Source organism: Streptomyces sp. TLI_053 (assembly GCF_900105395.1).
Classification (GTDB): Bacteria; Actinomycetota; Actinomycetes; order Streptomycetales; family Streptomycetaceae; genus Kitasatospora.
Genome location: NZ_LT629775.1, coordinates 9854432 through 9872107, shown reverse-complemented (window position 1 = coordinate 9872107; position 17676 = coordinate 9854432). Strand labels below are relative to the sequence as shown.

Here is a 17676-nt window from a genome sequence, read left to right as displayed (position 1 = left end):
TATGCGACGGGGACGTGGCTGTCGGAGCTACGGGCCGCGGCGCAGGTGCCGGCGGGCGAGCAGGGGGGCGCTGGCGCCGGAGCGGCGCCGCGCGCTGGAGGCGATCGACCCGTGGTGGTGCCCGGTGTGGCCAGTCACCTGGCAGCGTGCCTAGAGCGTGGCCAGGTCCTGGTGGCTCGACCTGGACGGGCGCGTCGACTGGACCACCCTGCCGGTGGAGACGGTGTTCGAGGGTGAGCAGCTCGGCCGTTGGATGCAGGCGCAGCGGGCGGGCTGGCCGGGTCTGGAGGAGGACCAGCGGGATCTGCTGTCGGCGGTCGGCATCGAGGAGGACCTCGAGCTGGTGGCCGCGAAGCAGGCGGCCGAGGCGAAGCCGACAGTGTCCCGCGGTGACCGGTTCCAGCAGGGCCTGGTCGCGCTCGCCCAGTTCGTGGAGCGGGAGCGGGAGCGGCATCCCCGAGTGCCCCGCCCGCACAAGGAGGCGGTGGAGGCCGTGGAGGCCGGGCCGGGCGGTGAGGAGCGGGTGGTGGTGTCGCACTTCGCGCTGGGCACCTGGTTGAACAACCAGAAGGCCCGCCGGGCAAAGCTGTCGCCGGGCCAGCTCGCGCAGCTCGCCGAGCACGGCGTGGAGTGGGCGTAACGGGCCTGTACGGGCCCGGGAAGGACGGTCGTAGCCCGGGCGACGGTGGCTCCCGCCCGTGCGGGGGCGGGTGCCTCCGTCCTGCGGCGTCAGGAACTGCGCCAACTCCGGAGCAGGTCAGCCGCTGCTCGGGTGTCGGGGTGGTCGTGGCCGAGGATCCGCTCGGCATCGGCCAGCACCCGCTCCAGCAGGTCGGTCGCCTCACCCGTACGCCCTGCATGCCAGTAGGAAGAGGCGAGGTTGCCGCAAGCGGTCAGGGTGTCGGGATGATCATGGCCGAGGAGCCGCTCACGGTCGGCCAGCACCCGCTCCAGCAGGTCGATCGCCTCACCCGTACGTCCCGCGTGCCAGTAGGAGAGGGCAAGGTTCCCGCGGGCGGTCAGGGTGTCGGGATGATCATGGCCGAGCAGCCGCTCACGGTCGGCCAGCACCCGCTCCTCGAGCACGATCGCCTCACCCGTGCGCCCCGCCCGCCCGTAGGAGGAGGCGAGGTTCCCGCGGGCGATCAGGGTGTCGGGATGATCCTCACCGAACAACGCCTCGGCATCGGCCAGCACCCGCTCCTCGAGCACGATCGCCTCACCCGTGCGCCCCGCGTGCCAGTAGGAGAGGGCAAGGTTCCCGCGGGCAGCCAGGGTGTCGGGGGCGTCGGTTCCGAGCAACCGTTCGGCATCGATCAGCACCCGCTCCAGCAGGTCGATCGCCTCACCTGTACGCCCCGCCCGCCGGTAGGAAGACGCGAGATTGCCTCGGGCGGTCAGGGTGTCGGGATGGTCTTCATCGAGCAGCCGCTCACGGTCGGCCAGCACCCGCTCCTCGAGCACGATCGCCTCCCCTGTGTGCCCCGCTTGCCGGTAGGAGAGGGCAAGGTTGCTGCGGGCAGTCAGGGTGTCGGGGGCGTCGGTTCCGAGTAACCGTTCGGCATCGGCTGCGAGGCGCTGCCAGTGAGTGACGGCGGCACTGATCAGGCCGGCGCTGGTGAGGGTGTTGCCTGCGGTGAACAGGACGGGGTGGCCGTCGGGGTGCCAGAGGTGGTCGCCGGCCAGGTTCGCGAGGGTGTCGGTGTTGGCGCGCAGGACGGCAGTGAGTTCGTGTGCGGTGTGCTCGTGCTCGGGCCAGGTCTCGAAGAGGGCGTCGGCTGCGGCGTGGACGGTGGCGGGGAGTTGGGTGGGTGGGGTGGTTTCGCGGGCGGCGCGGGCGGTGAGGGCGTGCAGGCGCACCGCGCGGTGGGTGTCGTGGGTGTGGTGGGTGATGAGGGCGTAGTGGTGGAGCAGGCGCAGGGCGGCGCGGGCCTGGTCGGGGGTGACGGGTCCGGGGTCGGGAGTGCCGGTGGGTGGTGGGGTGCGGTGGGTGGTGAGGTAGTGGGTGACGGCGTCGGTGGCCCAGAGGGTGTCGGGGTGGCCGGCGGGGTCGAGGTGTGCGGCGAGGCGGATCGCGGGGGTGGCGAGGCCGGCCGGTTCGCGTTGCTGGGCGGCGTCGAGGGCCACGAGGAGTGAGGCAATGACCTGGCGGCCGTAGCCGTCGGTGTCGGCGCCCGGTGGCAGGAGGGTGGTGAGGCGGGAGGCGCGGTCGGTGAACAGGCGGAGGTAGGTGGTGCAGTCGACGTCTTCGTTGATCATGTAGGCGGCGGCGTGGGCCAGGGCCAGCGGCAGTCGGCCCAGTGCCTCCGCGAGGTCGTCGGCTCGGTCGTCGAAGAGGTGGAAGCTGGCAGCTTCGGTGAGGCGCTCGTGCAGGTAGGTGAGGGCCTCGGTGGTGGTGTAGGTGCCGATATCGACGATCGTGCGGCCGTTGCCGGTGACGAGGGCGTCGCGACGGCGGGTGGTGGCCAGCACCCGCCCGTTCGCGCCGGCGGGCGGCCGCGGCCACCACGGGGCGGTGTTCTCGAGGTCGGTGAGGTCGTCCAGCACCACCAGCCAACTGCGGTCGGTGACGGCCAGCCAGTCCAGGAACACCGCCGCGTCGTGTTCGGCGTCCTGCCCGTCCGCGCCGGGCACGCCGGCCTTCGCAGCGGCCCGCGCATAGGTCGAGATGATCTGCGAGGTCTCGGCGGCGTCCACCCACACCAGCACATCCACCCCGTCGGTGTGGGCCCGGTGGACGCAGAAGGCGGCGAGCTGTGACTTGCCGACGCCACCGCCGCCTGACAGGACCTGGGTGAGGACCACGGTGGCGTTCCGCTCCCGGGCCCGGTCGATCTGCTCCTGCAGGCCCGGGCGGGGCTGGAACGCGGAGGCGAGCGGCGGGACGGTGCCGACCCGTACCGGCTGCCGCACCGGCCCGGGCGTCGGCGCGGGATGGTGGTGGGTGTGGTTGATGGTGAGGTCGCGGCCGACCTGGACCACGTCCCGGCCGACCGTGGTGTTCTCGATCCGGTTGTCCACCTCGGTGTGCTCGACCCGGCTGCCCGCCCCGATCGCGGAATGGGTAATGTCGCGCCCCGCACCGACAGCCCCCTCCCCCGACACCTCCACCCGCACCGAGGACGGAGCCCCCGCAGCATCCGATCGCTCCGCCGACACCGGCCCGTCGCCCTCACCGTCCCGCCGCGCTACGGGGAGGCCGTCCCCGCTGAAGGCCGACGCGCCGTCCCCCTCGAACAGGGAGGCGGCGCCGGTGCCGATGCCCTCCGGTCGGCTGCCGGGTGCGGGAACACCGGCCTGTTCGTTCGGCTTCCGGCGTCGGCCGCGCCACGGCCAAGGGGGTGGAGTCACAACCGCCTCCGGTTCCGATCGGTGCCGTGGACGTCGCCGACCACGGGGACGGGTCCGGGACGAGCAGCGCGAACGTCGACGTCGTGCCCGTCGAAGCACAGAACGCCGCCTTCCGCTGCCACAGGCCGGCCGCCGGGCACCGTCGTCACCACGACCACGGCCGCATCCACCACACACCCCCGCGACAACTCCCCGGCGGTCACCCGCCCGTCCACCCCGACGGCAGCGTACGCCCGACACACAGCCCGCCGCGCCCGAACCCGGCAACCGCCCTCCCCCGAGCGGTCCGGGCCCGGCGGTGGGAGGAGCGGCAAAACCTGCTCGCCGCAATCGGCATCGCCGAGGACCAGGACCTCGCCGCCGCCGACACCGCACCTTCTCCGGGGCCAAAGCTTGGATCGTGGGAACAGGTTCAACGCGGTTGGCGTGCCGCCGTCCCGGAACACCGGACGAGTGATCACCTGGCCTGTCCTGTTCGACGCTGTACGTCAAACGGCGGGCTAGCGCCAGATGACCGCGCTGCTGTAGGGAAATTCCCAGTGGTCGACGTTGCCGATGATCTGGCCGGCGTTATTGATCTTGTCTGCCCTGGAGCGATACGAGCCGCCCGGAATCTCGTCGGGTAGGTGGGTTGCGTTTCCTGCGGTGTCCCAGACGGCGGCGTGGCTCTTGGACGAGCCGACGGCCAGGCCCGGATCGTTCAGCGCGACCACGCTGGGCCGCTCTTCGCCGGGGGTGGGCTTCATCACGACCATGCCGCCGCTGCTGTCCCACCGCACGGTCTGGGTGATGTCACCGATCTTGGTACGGCCGAGGAACACGTCGCGGTTGTTCACCTCGTAGGCGTAGCTGTTGTCGGAGGCTCCCGCCATCATGCGGAAGACGCAGCAGCGCAGCGCCCTGGCGGCCCGCGAGTCGCCGGTGACCGGCTCGTAGGTGTCGCCGACGACCGTTCCGCGGTTGTTGATGTCCCATGCGTGCGCGATGTGGGGGTACGGGCCGATGCCCAGATACGTGGCCTTGCCGTTCGGGTCCCAGCGCACTGCGGCTGTACTGATCGTGTGCGGGAACACGGCGTGCCCGATGATCTCCCCGGAGTCGTTGATGCCGGTCGCGAAGGTGCGGATGGCTCCGGGCGGCTTCTCCAGGAGGGTCGGCTTGCCGTCGCGGTCCCAGCGGGCGGCCCAGCTGTCGTCACTGCGGTCCGACAGCGTCCCGGTCGCCACGTGCTGGTTGTTGATGTCCTCGACACGGCTCTGAAGGTATCCGTCGGGTTCCTGGAGGCGCCTGGGCGTGCCGGAGGCGTCCCATGTCACTGCGTGCGTCTTCTCGTCGGGCGTGGAGGCGAAGCCGCCGATGATCCCGTCGTCGTTGACGGCCCTCGGCGTCACCCATTTGCTGCCCAGGCCGGTGAGGGGGGTGGCCCGGCCGTCGGGCTCCCACCGGACCTCGACAACGTTCTGCTGGCTGGCGTCGCGGGCCGAACCGACGACGTGGCCCTTCTCGCTCAACAGCGAAGCCCAGGTCGCCGCGTAGCCTTCCGGCGGCTGCAGCCGGTACATCACCCGGTCGGCCGTGACGGTGCTCCGGACACTCTGCGCGGTGCCCACCGGCAGCATGGCCGCCACCGTCAGGGCCACCGTCGCCATGGTACGTACCGTCAACTCCGCCTCCATGGGCCGTCGCGGGGTTCAGTCCTTGGGTGTGGCGAAGCGCTTGAACGCCTCCCGGGTACTCGGTCCGGCGATGCCGTCGATCGGACCGTTGTAGCTCTCCTCCGCCTTCAGCCGACGCTGCAGAGCCTTGATGGTCTCGGTGCTGACGGCGCCGTCGATCGGACCGGTGTAGCTCCAGTACGTCTGGAGGAAGCGCTGGAAGGCCTTCCAGCTCTCGGTGTCCAACAGGCCGTTGATCTCGCCCGGGTAGCCCCAGTACCTCGCCAGCCAGTCCTGGAGGTACTCGGCCTGCGAGGCGTTCAGGCCGAGGTTCTCGACGGTGGTGAGCCGTGCGCCGGCCTGCGCGCCCGCCGCCTGCCGGTCGGCCGGCGCGGGCGTCGCGAAGGCCGCGACGGACGGCCCGCCGACGACGATGCCGGCGACGATGGCGAAGCTGACGAGGGACCTCGTCATCGAGCTGGACCGCATACGCTCCTCCTCGGGATCGTGGGCGACGTCCGGGGCCACCGAAGGACCGATCGCCCACGTACCAGTGTCGCCCCTGCCGGTCACGCCGAACAGCCACCAATCGGGCACCTCCCCACCGGATCACGCCAACTCGGCACCGGCCGGAACCCACCGACCGACGGTCCGTCAGCCACCCGCCAGCGGCGATCCGCGCCGAGGACGGCTGCCCTCCGGCCGCCACGCCACACAGCAGGAGGCGGTCAGCGGTGGCGGATGGGGTGGGGGTGCGGTGTCGTCCGGTGGCGGGGCCGAGGTCGGCGCGCCAGGAGGTGACGGCGTGGCGGGCGGCGCTGACACGGTCCTTGGGCAGCAGGGCGGTACGTGCTCCTAGGCGGTGGAGAGCGTCGGTGAGGGGGTGAGAACGCCGGGGGTCCAGAGGACGACGGTGCGGTCGGCGAGGAGGGTGCAGGTACCGGCGGGTGAGCAGGGGGCACTGGCGCCGGAGCGGCACCGCGCGCTGGAGGAGACCGACCCGTGGTGGTGCCCGGTGTGGCCGGTCACCTGGCAGCGCGCCTACGCGACCGCCCGGCTGTGGTGGCTGGACACCGACGGCCTGGTCCACTGGCCGCGGCCGCCCCTGGACACGGTGTCCGAGGGTGAGCAGCTCGGCCGCTGGGTGCGGCCTGGCGGGTTCGGGCGCACGGGGGCGGACCCTGCGCCGTGTGTGCTGGTGGTCCTGTCGCCGGGTCCGCGCGCAACGGTTGGGGGTGCCGGGAGGCGGTGTTTGTTGGGGTGGGCCTGGGGCCGGGGCCGTTGGTGTGGTCTTGAGTGTGGGTGTTCGGCCTGTCGTGCGAGAGCGGGCGGTGGTGTCCGGTACTTCGTGGTACGGGGGCTGTCGGGTCCCCGGCACATCCCGCACGGCCGCGCCGGAACGACGGCCCGCGGCGCGGTCGGCTGGTGCCACGTCTTCTTGGAGGTTTGCCATGTCACACAGGCCCGTGTTCCCGAACCGTCTTCGTCTGGGGACGGTCCTGCCGCTGTTGTCGGCCGTTGCCGCGACGAGCGTCGTGGTGGCGACGCCGGCCCAGGCCGCCACCGTCACCTGCAAGGTCAACGGGGTCTCGGTCACCGGTTCGACGATCAACGGCAGCGAGGGCGAGAACGAGATCGACTGCCCCGCGATCCCTTCCGGGGTCACCGTCAACGGCGTCGGCCGCAAGAACCTCATCCGGATCAACGCGGACGGGGCCCAGTACGCGATCGGCAACCGCGGCACCGTCCGGGGAGGGAGCGGCGACGACACCATCGTCGTGACCGGGGGATCGGCTGCTCGCGCCGGGGGCGCGGGGAAGGCGGGCAACAGCGGGGAGATCTACGGCGGAGGCGGCAACGACATCGTGATCGTCACGGGCGGGAACGGGGCGAAGGGCAGGGACAGCACGGCGAACGACACCGACGGGAGCAGCTCGTGCGGGAACGGAGGGCGCGGGGGATCGGCAACGACGGTCGCATCAGCGCCCACGGCAGCATCAGCGCCACCGGTGGACGCGGCGGGAACGGCGGCAGGTACCAGGGCCTCGCCGATTGCGACGGCGGCCACGGCGGTGACGGCAACAACGAGCGCATCATCGGCAGCGGGACGGGCAGCACGGTCACCGTCGTCGGTGGAGCGGGCAGCGGCGGTGATGCCTCAGGCGAGGGCGGCGACGGCGGCCACGGCAACGACGGCAAGGTCACCGTGGAGGACGGCTTCCCCGACACCGTCGCGGTCCGTGCGATCGGCGGACGCGGCAGGAGCGGGGGGGTGGCCTTCGGTTCCGGCTACGACGGGGGCGGTGGCCGGGGCGGCAACGGCAACAACCGGACCATCGAGGTCCTCCTGGCCGGACGCGCCTACGTGCAGGGCGGGGACGGCGGCAACGGCGAACCGGCCGGGCGGGGTGGCAAGGGCAACGACGGCACCATCCTGACGGTCCCGCCGGGCGCCTACGACGCTCCCGGCGGCACCGACGGAACGAACGTCCGCTACTGACCCCGGGCGGTGGATCGGTGGCCGGCGTGTCGGAGGCGGCCGGGACGGCGTCGCCGACACGGCGACCGCGGACCGGCCGACCCCCGGCCCGGCCATGACCGCTCAGCAGTTGGTGCGCCCAAGGCCCGCTGTTGTCCGGCCCCGAGCACAGCCCGGACCAGTTCCTGGTCGCCAACTGCGCACTCGAGGGCTGGCTCAACGCCAGGTCACCGTCAGAGAGCGGGGTTACCACCGGGTTCACGTTGCAGGCGCCTCCGGAATCCCGGAGCCTATCGGCTTCCGGCGGGGACGGCGGGGCAGGCGGCGGGCACGGTGATCACCTCGACGGCGTGGTCGCTGGGGTGGTCGGCGACCAGGAGGCGGCGCAGGTCGATGCCGTAGCCGGCGGCCGCCGCCACGCCCAGGTCCGCGAGGCCGACGGGCCGGCCGGCGGCGCGCCGGTGCTGGCGCGGGAGGCGTCGGGGGCCGGGTCGGTGCCGGGGAGATCTTCGGTCGGCCGCGGTCGCCGGTGAGACCCCCTCCACGTGGATCCGGACGGCACGGTCCGGCGGCCGTGGACGTCAGTCAGAGGGCGAGTCAGGCTCATCAGCGGAACCACCAGTCACATCATCACTGTCAGAGGTTGTGGACGTGGGCCTGGAGGACACTCCGGGCGGCCAGTTCCGGGGTGTCGTGGGAGGGCGGCCCGCTGGATTTCGGGGTCGCCGAGGAAGTGGTCCTCGTAGACCGCGACCCAGCCGTCGCCGCCGTCCAGGCCGCGCTCGACCCACCCGACCGGGTAGCCCTCTGCGAGGATCACCAGGACGTCCGGCTGCACCGTCCAGCCGGAGAGCACCCAGGCGTGGCCGAAGATGGCGGGGTCGAGGGGGATGTGGACGTCCATGCCGCGGGGCAGGCCGCGCCCCGCAGCGGATCGCGCGGCACCCTCACCGTCCTGGAGGCGGGCTCGGCGGTCAGTGTCCGGGGTCCGGGCGGTGGCGGTCGGCGGAACCAGGCGGGCGCTGCGGAGGGTGTCGTGGGCCGTGCGCTGGTCGTGGTGGGCACGGGCCGGCCGGACTCGTCGAGCAGCGGCTCGGCGCGGCCGTCGGCCAGCAGGATCACCGCGATCCAGCCGCACGGTCCCCACGGGCCCTCGCGCAGCGGTCCGGTCCAGCCGACCCTCACACCCTGGTGGTGGAGCTGGTGGACGCCACCGGCTTCCGGCGCCGACCAGGACGTGGTGGTCCAGCCCGGGCCGTAGGAGAGGGTGAGGTCGTCCGTGCGGTCCGGCGGGCCGAAGCGGCGTACCGGATCGAAGATGATGCGCAGGACCGCGTCGGGTTGCGGGTCGGTGTCGTCGGGGTGGGGGACCGTGGAGGCCGGGGCCCGGTCGCGGCCACTTCGACGGCGGGTGCCGTTTCTCCCCGGGTAGCAACGGCGCGCGACGAGGCCGGTTCGGCGGTGCGGGCGGCGCGCTGTCTGGTGGCCGTTTCGCCCCGGGGTGATTGACCGGCGGTCCAGTCGACCGGGTTTTGGAGGGTGCCTTCGGGCCGGGGCACGGCTCCCGGCCCGGATTTCTCCCCGGGGCGTTCCGGCCGGATCGCGGTCGGGGTGTCCCGCCGTGTTGTCCTGGTGGCTCGACTCCGACGGCCGCGTCGGCTGGGCGCGGCTGCCCCTGGACACCGTGTTCGGGGGCGAGCAGCTCGGCCGCCGGGTCCAGGCGCAGCGGGCCGGCTGGCCGATCCTCGAGGAGGACCAGCGGGACCTGCTGACGGCGGTCGGCATCGAGGCCGACCCCGGGCTGGTGGCCGCGAAGGCCGCCGCGGAGGCGAAGCCGACGGTGTCCCGCGGCGACCGGTTCGCCCAGGGCCTGGCCGCGCTGGCGCAGTTCGTCCAGCGGGAGCGCCATGCCCGGGTGCCCCGCCCGCACAAGGGGCCGTGGAGGCCGGCCCCGGTGGCGAGGAGCAGGTGGTGGTCTCGCACTTCGCGCTGGGCACCTGGCTCAACAACCAGAAAGCCCGCCGCGCGAAGCTGACGCCGGGCCAGCTCGCTCAGCTCGCCGAACACGGCGTCGAGTCGACGTAGCCGGCCGCGTTGGGATTCCCGCGACACTCCCGCGAATCCCGTCCACCGACGAAGTCGGCAGGTCAGGGCTCCATCGTGGGGTGGAGGCCCGACCGGGAACACCAACTCGACGCCTCAGGGGTGGGTTGGGCGCTTGCTCGATGAAGGGGCCGCGGGACTGCCGGTGCGCGATGATGGGCGGCGAACCCGGCACCGGGGGTGCGTGTGCCGGGGTGTGGAACGGGGCAGGGGGCGTTGCGTGGAGATCGTTGCCAGTGCGGGGTCCGGGTGCGGGGCATGGCCGGAATTGACGGCGGACCGGCGTCCGGTGCTGCTGGTTCCCGCCGCGAAGGCGCGGCCGGTGCGGGTGGAGGAGGGGTGGGCCCGGGACCCGGGTGTCCTGGAGCGGCCTCCGGCCGCCGGCTGGTCGGCGCTCGCGGGTGCGCCGGGCCTGACGGTGCGCGGTCCGGACGGCCGGGTGTGGTTCGACCGGCCGGTCACCGCCGGGCGCGAGTGGTGGCGGGCGCTACGCACCCGCGAGGTCCTGTTGCTGGTGACCGGCCCGTTCACCGGCGTCCCCGACCTGCGGCCCGCCGCGGCCGCGGGCCGGCTGTTCCTGCTCACCACCCCGGTACACACCACCCACGGCCCGCAGGATGTCGGAACGAGAATCTGAGCGGCTCCACCCCGCCTCACGGGACGGGCTGCCTGGCCGGGCCATGACGGCGAGCCGCCGGTCGTCGAGGGCACCGTCATCCGCCCGGCCGCCGAAGATCTGCCCGGCATTGCAGTGAACCGGCCGTGGTGGTCGGGCACCGGCGCCACCGAGTCCGACGTGGACCGCTGCTGGCAGGCGTTCGACCTGGCAGCGGATGACGGCGCCTTCCACGACCGGTGGCCGGCCGGGGTGGTCCCGCCAGACGGCGCGCCGTTGCGGTTCGGGATCGAGCCGGTCCCGGCCCTGGGCGTCGACGGTGCCGTAGCGGCACGGTCTCCGCCGTCTGCGCGTCCGGGGCGCCCCAGAACCTGGCGTCCTTGACGATGAACTCGGCCCCGTGCTCGGGCGACCGGCGGCAGTGTGCGCCGCCCTTGAGTGATGCGCTCTGCTCCCGGCGCCGTCGCCCTCCTCGGGCTGGCACGTCTGCTCGCCAACCCGCAGCTCTCCGAGGACCTCGCCCGGATGGCGGCACGCCCGGCGACGGTGGTCACCGCGATGCGCTGGGGCGTGCGCACGGGGGGGTACCGCGGCCACCCGGACCACGGGCCGCTGGACGCGCGGCCGGCATCTCCCGTGTCAGCCGGCCGGTGTGTGCGGGGGCCGGATCAGCCCGAGTTGACACAAGTGGAGCCGTACCCCGGGTAGACGATGCTGAGGACGCCGCGCGAGTTGCCGCAGATGTCGGTCGGGATGTGGACGGGGATCTGGGTCTGGTTGCCGGACAGGACGCCGGGAGGTCCCTGGAGGGCGACGGCGCTGTGTGTGGCGCCGGCGCGGTTGGCCTTGCCCGAGGGGGTGTGGGGCTGGGGCAGGTTCTCCGCCGTGTGGTGGTCCTGGGCGACGTTGAGGTGGCCGGTGGCCTGGTCGTAGACGACGACCTCGTCGTCGGTTTCGTTGCTGACCGACTGGATGGCGACGCCGGATCCGGGGGTGAAGCCGATCCACGGGGCGATGCTGGTGCCCCGGATGAGCAGGTAGCCGGTGCCGGTCTCGTCGGGGCCGGTGAACAGGGCGATGGGGTCCTCGTCGGCGAAGTGGGCGACGGCCGCGTTGACGATGCCGGCGTCGCCGAAGGCGAGGATCAGGCCTACTTTGGTCCGCACCTCAAGGCCCATGGCCGCCAGTTCGGAGGCGACGCCGGTCTCCCGGGCCAGGGCGGCGGCGCTGGGAGCCTCGCCGGCCGGGGCCTGGTCGGCGGCGCGGGCCGGGGAGAGGGCCGCGAGCGGGAGTGCCGCGACGGCCAGGGCGGCGACGCCCAGGCGCACGCGGTGGCGCAGCGCCGTTGCGGTGACTTTCCGGACCTGTACGTGATCGGTCATCCTCGGCTCCGTTCATGGGGATGGGTACACACTGTCGGACACGAACATCACGGTCTGTTCCTATTTGCTGACTGTGTGCGTCTGTGGTCGAACGTAACCGGCGGCGGGCCTTCCGGCCATCCGGGACGGCGCGGGGAGTCCGATCGTGCGGGTGTCGGGACGGTGGTCGTGGTGGTGCGCAACGGCCCGGCGGTCTGCCGGGCCGTTGCGGGGTGTGCGTCAGGAGAAGCGCACGGAGCGGAGTTGCACCTGCTGGCCGCGGATCCCGCCGGGGGCGAGGACGTCAACGGCGGCGACCTCGTCATCGGCGCCCGCGAGAACGAGGGCCGCGCCCTGCTCCGCCGTCGGCAGCGGCACCGGCCCGGACACCGCGGGCCCGGTGGCCGGCCGGGGTGGTCCCGCCGGACGGCGCGCCGTTGCGGTTCGGGATCGACCCGGTCCCGGCCCTGGGCGTCGACGGTGCCGTAGCGGCACGGTCTCCGCCGTCTCCGCCGTCTGCGCGTCCGGGGCGCCCCAGAACCTGGCGTCGTTGACGATGAACTCGGCCCCGTGCTCGGGCGACCGGCGGCGCTGTGCGCCGCCCTTGAGTGATGCGCTCTGCTCCCGGCGCCGTCGCCCTCCTCGGGCTGGCACGTCTGCTCGCCCACCCACAGCTCTCCGAGGACCTCGCCCGGATGGCGGCACGCCCGCGACGGTGGTCACCGCGATGCGCTGGGACGTGCGCACAGGGGGTACCGCGGCCACCCGGACCACGGCCGCTGGACGCGCGGCCGGCATCTCCCGTGTCGGCCGGCCGGTGTGTGCGGGGGCCGGATCAGTCCGTGTGGGTACAGCTGGCAATGGCGCCGAGTCCCGGGTGGAGAATGCTGACGACGCCGCCCGCGGTGCCGCAGATGTTGATCGGGATGTGGACGGGGATCTCGGTCTGGTTGCCGGACAGGACGCCGTCAGGTCCATGGAGGGCGACGGCGCTGTGTGTGGCGCCGGCGCGGTTGGCCTTGCCCGAGGGGGTGTGGGGCCGGGGCAGGTTCTCCGCCGTGTGGTGGTCCTCGGCGACGTTGAGATGGCCGGTGGCCTGGTCGTAGACGACGACCTCGTCGTCGGTTTCGTTGCTGACCGACTGGATGGCGACGCCGGATCCGGGGGTGAAGCCGATCCACGGGGCGATGCTGGTGCCCCGGATCAGCAGGTAGCCGGTGCCGGTCTCGTCGGGGCCGGTGAACAGGGCGATGGGGTCCTCGTCGGCGAAGTGGGCGACGGCCGCGTTGACGATGCCGGCGTCGCCGAAGGCGACGATCAGGCCTACTTTGGTCCGCACCTCGAGCCCCATGGCCGCCAGTTCGGAGGCCACGCTGGTCTCCCGGGCCAGGGCGGCGGCGCTGGGAGCCTCACCGGCCGGGGCCTGGTCGGCGGCGCGGGCCGGGGAGAGGGCCGCGAGCGGGAGTGCCGCGACGGCCAGGGCGGCGACGCCCAGGCGCACGCGGTGGCGCAGCGCCGTTGCGGTGACTTTCCGGACCCGTACGTGATCGGTCATCCTCGGCTCCGTTCATGGGGATGGGTACACACTGTCGGACACGAACATCACGGTCTGTTCCTATTTGCTGACTGTGTGCGTCTGTGGTCGAACGTAACCGGCGGCGGGCCCTCCGGCCATCCGGGACGGCGCGGGGAGTCCGATCGTGCGGGTGTCGGGACGGTGGTCGTGGTGGTGCGCAACGGCCCGGCGGTCTGCCGGGCCGTTGCGGGGTGTGCGTCAGGAGAAGCGCACGGAGCGGAATTGCACCTGCTGGCCGCGGATCCCGCCGGGGGCGAGGACGTCAACGGCGGTGCCCTCGCAGTCGAAGTCGAGGTAGATGGTGGCGGCCGACAGGGTGAGGTTCCGGGGCGAGTGGGCCGGGTCGTCGTCGGTGGTGCCGGGCAGGTTGATGCACTCCCCGCTCGGCGGGTTGGTCAGCCCCTGCGGGAGGCCGGGGCCGACCTTGTAGAGGAACTCGCCGATGGCGGCGTCGGCGGAGGTGGGGAGGGCGAGCAGGAGAGCGCCGGCGCTGATGGCGGCGACCGTGGCGATGCGGAGACGACGCATGGATGCGGCCCTTTCTGACTGGCCCCTGGGGGTCCGGCGGAGTGAGGCGTTTTCGCGCTCGGGTGGCAGTCAAGCACCGAAGGTGAACACTCGCCCTCCTCGCGTCCGGGTGGACGGGAGCACGAAAGGGCGCCCGTCTCACGGCGTGCGCCCCCGGCCGGGCCGGCCCGGATCGATGCACCGACGATGCGGACCAGGACGGCGGTCGGCGTGCGAGCGGCCGGTGAGTGACTGTCAGCGCATGGGGCCACCGGTCCGTTCCCGGCGCCTGAAGACCGCGGGGCCGGCCCACACTCCTCCCGTGCCGGGCAGCCCCCCGAAGCCCCGGCTCCGTGGCCCGTGCGTGTGACGCGGGCGTGGACGTACGGCCCGCCGCGCGGGGTGAGGGCGGCGGGTGTCGGGCAGTGCGGACGGCGGGGCCCTCCGGCCCCGGCACCACTGCCGGAGCCGGGCCGGTGAAGGCCCCCGCGGGTCGGCCCGCAGGATCCGTCATGTCCTTCCGGAGGATCGTCCATGCCGCGCAACCCCTCGCCACCATCACCTGTACCGTCGACGGGGCTGCTGTGAGCGGGTCGACGGTCAACGGTTCCGAGGGCGAGGACCTCATCGGCTGCCCCGCGGTCCCCGCCGGTGTCACCGTCCATGGGCACGGCGGGAACGACAGGATCCGGATCAACTCGGACGGGGCCGCGTTCGAGGTCGGCAACCAGGGCCAGGTCAACGGCGGCACCGGAGACGACTGCATCCTGCTCAGGGGCGGTGGGGCCGGCCTGATCGGTGCACCTGGTTCGAACGGGACGGCCGGGAACACCGGGCAGGTCTACGGCGGGGGCGGCAACGACACCGTGACCGCCATCGGCGGTGGCGGGTCGCAGGGCCTGAACGCCGAGGGCTCCTGCGTCCACCGGTGCGGCGACGGCGGCCACGGCGGCGCAGGCAACAACGACCGTGTCTTCGGCAGCGGGAGCGGCACCACCGTCGAGGCGTCCGGCGGGAGCGGCAACGACGGCCGTGTCACCGTCGAGGAGGGCCTCGCCGGCTTCGAGGCCGTCCGCGCCACGGGCGGCGACGGTGGTCGTGCCGGACAGGTCGGCACCACGTGCCGGGGGGGAAGGCGGCCGCGGCGGCGACGGGAACAACCGCCGGATCACCGCCCTCAAGGCCGGAACGGGCCACGTGCGGGGCGGCGACGGACACCCCGGTGGCAGGGGTGGGAAGGGCAACGACGGCACCGTGGACACCGTCCCGGCCGACAACTGCCAGGCCCCGGGCGGAGCTGACGGACAGTCGTACTGAGTCGCCCTCCGGGCGGCCGCCGAGGCCACCGGGGAACCGGTGCGGCGCCTTCCCGTCGCACCGGCCCCCGTCCCGCGCTTGCCGCGCTCGCCTTCGACGGGCCGCGTCCGGCCACCGGCCGAAGGGCGCGTCGAATGCGACGCACGACGGGCCGCGTCCGGTCCCGGCCGCCCTCAGCGCCGGCCCCGGTGGTCGATGCCTCGAAGACGCGGTCGGCGCGGCCGGAGCCGTCGATGTGACCGTGGCCGGCGCCACCGGCACGCGGGCCGGTCGGCCGAACGGTCAACCGACGACCGCATGGAAGTTGTGGGTACCGCCGGCGCAGAACAGGACCAAGGGCTCCGGCGGGAAGGACTGGACGGTGCCGCCACCCTGCTCGCACTGCTGGACGGTGACCGGCGGATCCACCAGCGTCACCGGTGTGCCCGAAGGGCACGTGGCGGCGAGGGCCGGGCCGGCGCCCAGGGCGAGAACGGCGATCACCGGCAGGAAGAGGGCGGCGGTACGCCCGGAAGAGGTCATGGCACGATCGATAACCGTGCCCGGGCGGCGGCAAACCCGCCCCACCCGTACGGCCGCGCGACCAGGGACCATCACCCTCCGCACGCACGCGGGCCCCGGCGACGAACAGGCGAAAGGAAACCACGGACGCCGACGCCCTGCCCGCAGGCCAGCACCGTGGCTGCCCGGCTCGCCACTCCCGCCGCTCGCATCCCCCACAAGCGGCGCAGCGCCCTGGTCGAGCCGGGCCTCGCTCAGCTCTTCCAGCAATCCGGGCGCCGACTCCACCTTCGAGGACACGACGCGGTGGACACCGAGACCGAACTCCTCGGCACCGTGCGCGACATGAACAAGGATCTTCCGTCCGAAAAGCCCGACCCCCTCGATGGTTGAGGGCCGCGGGTCGCGCGACAGCCCTCCCGCCCGCCCGGCGACCGCACCGGAACCTCCCCGGCCCAAGGTGGCCGCCCGGCTCGAAGAACCGGGCGGCCCGCGGACCGCTACGACATGGGCCGCTCCTGACGACGGGTGAGCTCCACCGTCGTCGAGCCCACCACAAAGTCGGCACCAACCCCCGCCGCACCGGATCAATCACAAGCTCACGGGCGGCAGGGCCCGCCCCCTACGAGCAGGAGTTCGGGACGCCGGGGTTGAGGAGGGCGATGACGTCGACGCTGTTGCCGCAGAGGTTGGCCGGGAGGTGGACGGGGACCTGGAACTGGGTGCCGGAAGCGCCGCCCGGGCTGCCGGCCGCGACGCCCTCGGCACCCCCGATGCGCCGGCTGCCGGTGTCGGTGACCTCGGGGAAATCCTCGTCCGCGCCGGGGTCCTCGGCCAGGACGAGGTTCTTGGTCGTGCGGTCCCAGACCACCACGGGCTTGGACGTGCGGTTGATGACCGAGCGGACGGCTTCGCCGGGCTGGGTCTGCAGCTCCGCCCACGTGATCAGGTTCGTGCCGCGCAGCGCCAGGTAGCCGGTCCCCGTCTCGTGCTTGCCGGTGAACAGAGCGAAGGCTCCACCAGGGAGACCCTCGAACATGTCGACAGCCCGGAGCACGGTGACGGCGGGCCCCTTCGCCCCGATCAGGCCGTCCTTCTCGACCGTCTCCAGACCCATCGCACGCAGCTGCGCCGCGACGTCGGACGCCTGCGTCGCGGTCAGGGCCGCCGTCTGCTCCGAGGATGAGGGCGCCACCGGTTCGGGGGCCGGCGCCGCGCTGCCGTTGGGGGTGAGAAGGGCCAGCGGCAGAACGGCCGCGCCCACGAAAGCGCCCCACTGCCACCTGGGGCGGCGCCGGTTGCGAGTGGTGCCGGAGAGGATCACGTGAGTCTCCCTTTCCCTGTTCCCTGCTCATGGGTCTGACGACGGTGCCTCCACCGCCACAGGTGAACAGTAAGTGCTCAGACAACAGCAATGCGTGATCTCACCCAGGGAATGGCGGTCCGGCCGCGTCGGACGGCGCCAGCCGGAAGAAGTCCGACCCCGGCGACCCACTGGTACTGGCGAACATCCCGCGGACGGACACGCACGCCCACCGGCCACCGCCGGCCGACAGCGAGCTCACCCGGGCCATCGCGACCCCGGCACACGCCTACCGGCAGAGCCCGCACCGGCTCCTGGACGCCCTCGCGACCGCCGTCGACGCCCAAGGCAAAGGCCCGCCACCGTGCCCGGCGCCGAACCCCACCCCAACCGCGCCGCCCAGGTATCCATCGCGGCCCTCGCCCGCATACCCCACCCCCACCTCGCCCGCGCCCCGCGCCAATGGGAACCCGTCGCCAGCACCCGCCCCGCCCGACCGGGCCGGCCACACCCCCCCACATCACCTGGCAACGCACCCCGCGCCATCGGCAACCCCCTCTCGCCGCCTACCCCGTCTGCGTCCCGCACCACACCCGCGGCACCACCCAGGAGGCTCGTGCCCCCCCGGGGGGGCCACCGACGCCTGCGCACCCGCCACCACACCTGGCCCGCCGGCGACGAGCACAGCCCCGTCCTCGACGTCGCCGCGCTCCCCGAACTCCACCACGCGCAACGCGCCCACCAGCGCGTGATACGCCGCCCAGGCGCGGACCTCGCCTGGAGCTGGGCCCAGACCATCACCACCCGCTTCTCACACACCAGACCCCGGCCGCCCGCGGGGAGTGGAAGTGTCGGACCGGTTCCTCCGTGTTCCATGATCAGACTCAGAAGCCTCTAACCGGCGGTA

Annotated in this window: 18 protein-coding genes and 2 pseudogenes; 8 read left to right on the top strand and 12 right to left on the bottom strand. The window is 73.2% G+C overall.

The genetic code is table 11. The annotated features are described in order from the left end of the window. The first annotated feature begins 157 nt into the window (after window positions 1–157). Window positions 158–640: a helicase associated domain-containing protein gene (locus BLU95_RS41055; protein WP_093864525.1), complete on the top strand. Its 483-nt coding sequence runs from the start codon at window positions 158–160 to the stop codon at window positions 638–640. An 89-nt stretch (window positions 641–729) separates the two neighbouring features. Here BLU95_RS41055 and BLU95_RS41050 read toward each other — a convergent pair whose 3' ends face one another. From BLU95_RS41050 to BLU95_RS42850, 4 genes are all read right to left on the bottom strand, one after another. Next, window positions 730–3351, bottom strand: coding sequence for a tetratricopeptide repeat protein (locus BLU95_RS41050; protein WP_231978158.1), 2622 nt, complete (start codon window positions 3349–3351; stop codon window positions 730–732). A gap of 500 nt (window positions 3352–3851) precedes the next feature. After that, entirely contained in the window at window positions 3852–4991 is a 1140-nt protein-coding gene (locus tag BLU95_RS41040; RefSeq protein WP_159425280.1) for a hypothetical protein, read from the bottom strand. Window positions 4992–5042: 51 nt separating this feature from the next. Continuing rightward, on the bottom strand, window positions 5043–5495 hold the full coding sequence (locus BLU95_RS41035; RefSeq protein WP_093864522.1) for a peptidoglycan-binding domain-containing protein: 453 nt from the start codon (window positions 5493–5495) through the stop codon (window positions 5043–5045). A 366-nt stretch (window positions 5496–5861) separates the two neighbouring features. Then, window positions 5862–6035, bottom strand: coding sequence for a hypothetical protein (locus BLU95_RS42850; RefSeq protein WP_159425279.1), 174 nt, complete (start codon window positions 6033–6035; stop codon window positions 5862–5864). Window positions 6036–6942: 907 nt separating this feature from the next. Here BLU95_RS42850 and BLU95_RS41030 point away from each other — a divergent pair. Further along, window positions 6943–7506: a hypothetical protein gene (locus tag BLU95_RS41030; RefSeq protein WP_093864521.1), complete on the top strand. Its 564-nt coding sequence runs from the start codon at window positions 6943–6945 to the stop codon at window positions 7504–7506. Between the two features lie 269 nt (window positions 7507–7775). Here the strand turns inward: BLU95_RS41030 and BLU95_RS45930 are convergent, their stop codons facing one another. Together BLU95_RS45930 and BLU95_RS42845 are read right to left on the bottom strand one after the other, a co-directional pair. After that, window positions 7776–8030, bottom strand: a complete 255-nt coding sequence (locus BLU95_RS45930) for an ImuA'/RecA-like NTPase (RefSeq protein WP_502689779.1) — start codon at window positions 8028–8030, stop codon at window positions 7776–7778. Window positions 8031–8107: 77 nt separating this feature from the next. Then, complete coding sequence (locus tag BLU95_RS42845) at window positions 8108–8389, bottom strand: hypothetical protein (RefSeq protein WP_159425278.1); 282 nt, start codon at window positions 8387–8389, stop codon at window positions 8108–8110. Window positions 8390–8521: 132 nt separating this feature from the next. Here BLU95_RS42845 and BLU95_RS42840 point away from each other — a divergent pair, with 132 nt between their 5' ends. From BLU95_RS42840 to BLU95_RS41015, 3 genes are all read left to right on the top strand, one after another. After that, a complete protein-coding gene (locus tag BLU95_RS42840; RefSeq protein WP_159425277.1) occupies window positions 8522–8746 on the top strand; it encodes a hypothetical protein in 225 nt (74 codons plus the stop codon). A gap of 360 nt (window positions 8747–9106) precedes the next feature. Further along, the gene (locus BLU95_RS41020) at window positions 9107–9520 is read left to right on the top strand and encodes a hypothetical protein (protein ID WP_093864519.1); all 414 of its coding nucleotides are present in this window, start codon (window positions 9107–9109) and stop codon (window positions 9518–9520) included. Window positions 9521–9877: 357 nt separating this feature from the next. Further along, complete coding sequence (locus BLU95_RS41015; RefSeq protein WP_231978157.1) at window positions 9878–10225, top strand: hypothetical protein; 348 nt, start codon at window positions 9878–9880, stop codon at window positions 10223–10225. 647 nt (window positions 10226–10872) lie between these two features. Here BLU95_RS41015 and BLU95_RS41010 read toward each other — a convergent pair. From BLU95_RS41010 to BLU95_RS41000, 4 genes are all read right to left on the bottom strand, one after another. Beyond that, window positions 10873–11586, bottom strand: coding sequence for a chaplin (locus tag BLU95_RS41010; RefSeq protein ID WP_231978156.1), 714 nt, complete (start codon window positions 11584–11586; stop codon window positions 10873–10875). 219 nt (window positions 11587–11805) lie between these two features. Continuing rightward, complete coding sequence (locus BLU95_RS42835) at window positions 11806–11943, bottom strand: hypothetical protein (protein ID WP_159425276.1); 138 nt, start codon at window positions 11941–11943, stop codon at window positions 11806–11808. Window positions 11944–12400: 457 nt separating this feature from the next. Then, window positions 12401–13120: a chaplin gene (locus tag BLU95_RS41005; protein WP_159425275.1), complete on the bottom strand. Its 720-nt coding sequence runs from the start codon at window positions 13118–13120 to the stop codon at window positions 12401–12403. 219 nt (window positions 13121–13339) lie between these two features. Next, window positions 13340–13669, bottom strand: coding sequence for a hypothetical protein (locus BLU95_RS41000; protein ID WP_093864517.1), 330 nt, complete (start codon window positions 13667–13669; stop codon window positions 13340–13342). A 491-nt stretch (window positions 13670–14160) separates the two neighbouring features. Here BLU95_RS41000 and BLU95_RS40995 point away from each other — a divergent pair, with 491 nt between their 5' ends. After that, window positions 14161–14949 (top strand): hypothetical protein, encoded by a 789-nt coding sequence (locus BLU95_RS40995; RefSeq protein WP_093864516.1) that lies wholly within the window; start codon window positions 14161–14163, stop codon window positions 14947–14949. A gap of 298 nt (window positions 14950–15247) precedes the next feature. Here BLU95_RS40995 and BLU95_RS40990 read toward each other — a convergent pair whose 3' ends face one another. After that, entirely contained in the window at window positions 15248–15487 is a 240-nt protein-coding gene (locus BLU95_RS40990) for a hypothetical protein (protein WP_093864515.1), read from the bottom strand. A gap of 156 nt (window positions 15488–15643) precedes the next feature. Between BLU95_RS40990 and BLU95_RS40985 the strand changes: the two genes are divergently transcribed. Continuing rightward, window positions 15644–15859 (top strand): hypothetical protein, encoded by a 216-nt coding sequence (locus tag BLU95_RS40985; RefSeq protein WP_093864514.1) that lies wholly within the window; start codon window positions 15644–15646, stop codon window positions 15857–15859. 229 nt (window positions 15860–16088) lie between these two features. Here the strand turns inward: BLU95_RS40985 and BLU95_RS44880 are convergent. Beyond that, window positions 16089–16235, bottom strand: a pseudogene (locus BLU95_RS44880) (chaplin); the annotation flags it as partial. A gap of 689 nt (window positions 16236–16924) precedes the next feature. On the opposite strand from BLU95_RS44880, the pseudogene BLU95_RS45925 reads away from it, so the two are divergent. Continuing rightward, window positions 16925–17071: pseudogene (locus tag BLU95_RS45925) on the top strand (IS110 family transposase); the annotation flags it as partial. Window positions 17072–17676: the final 605 nt, after the last annotated feature.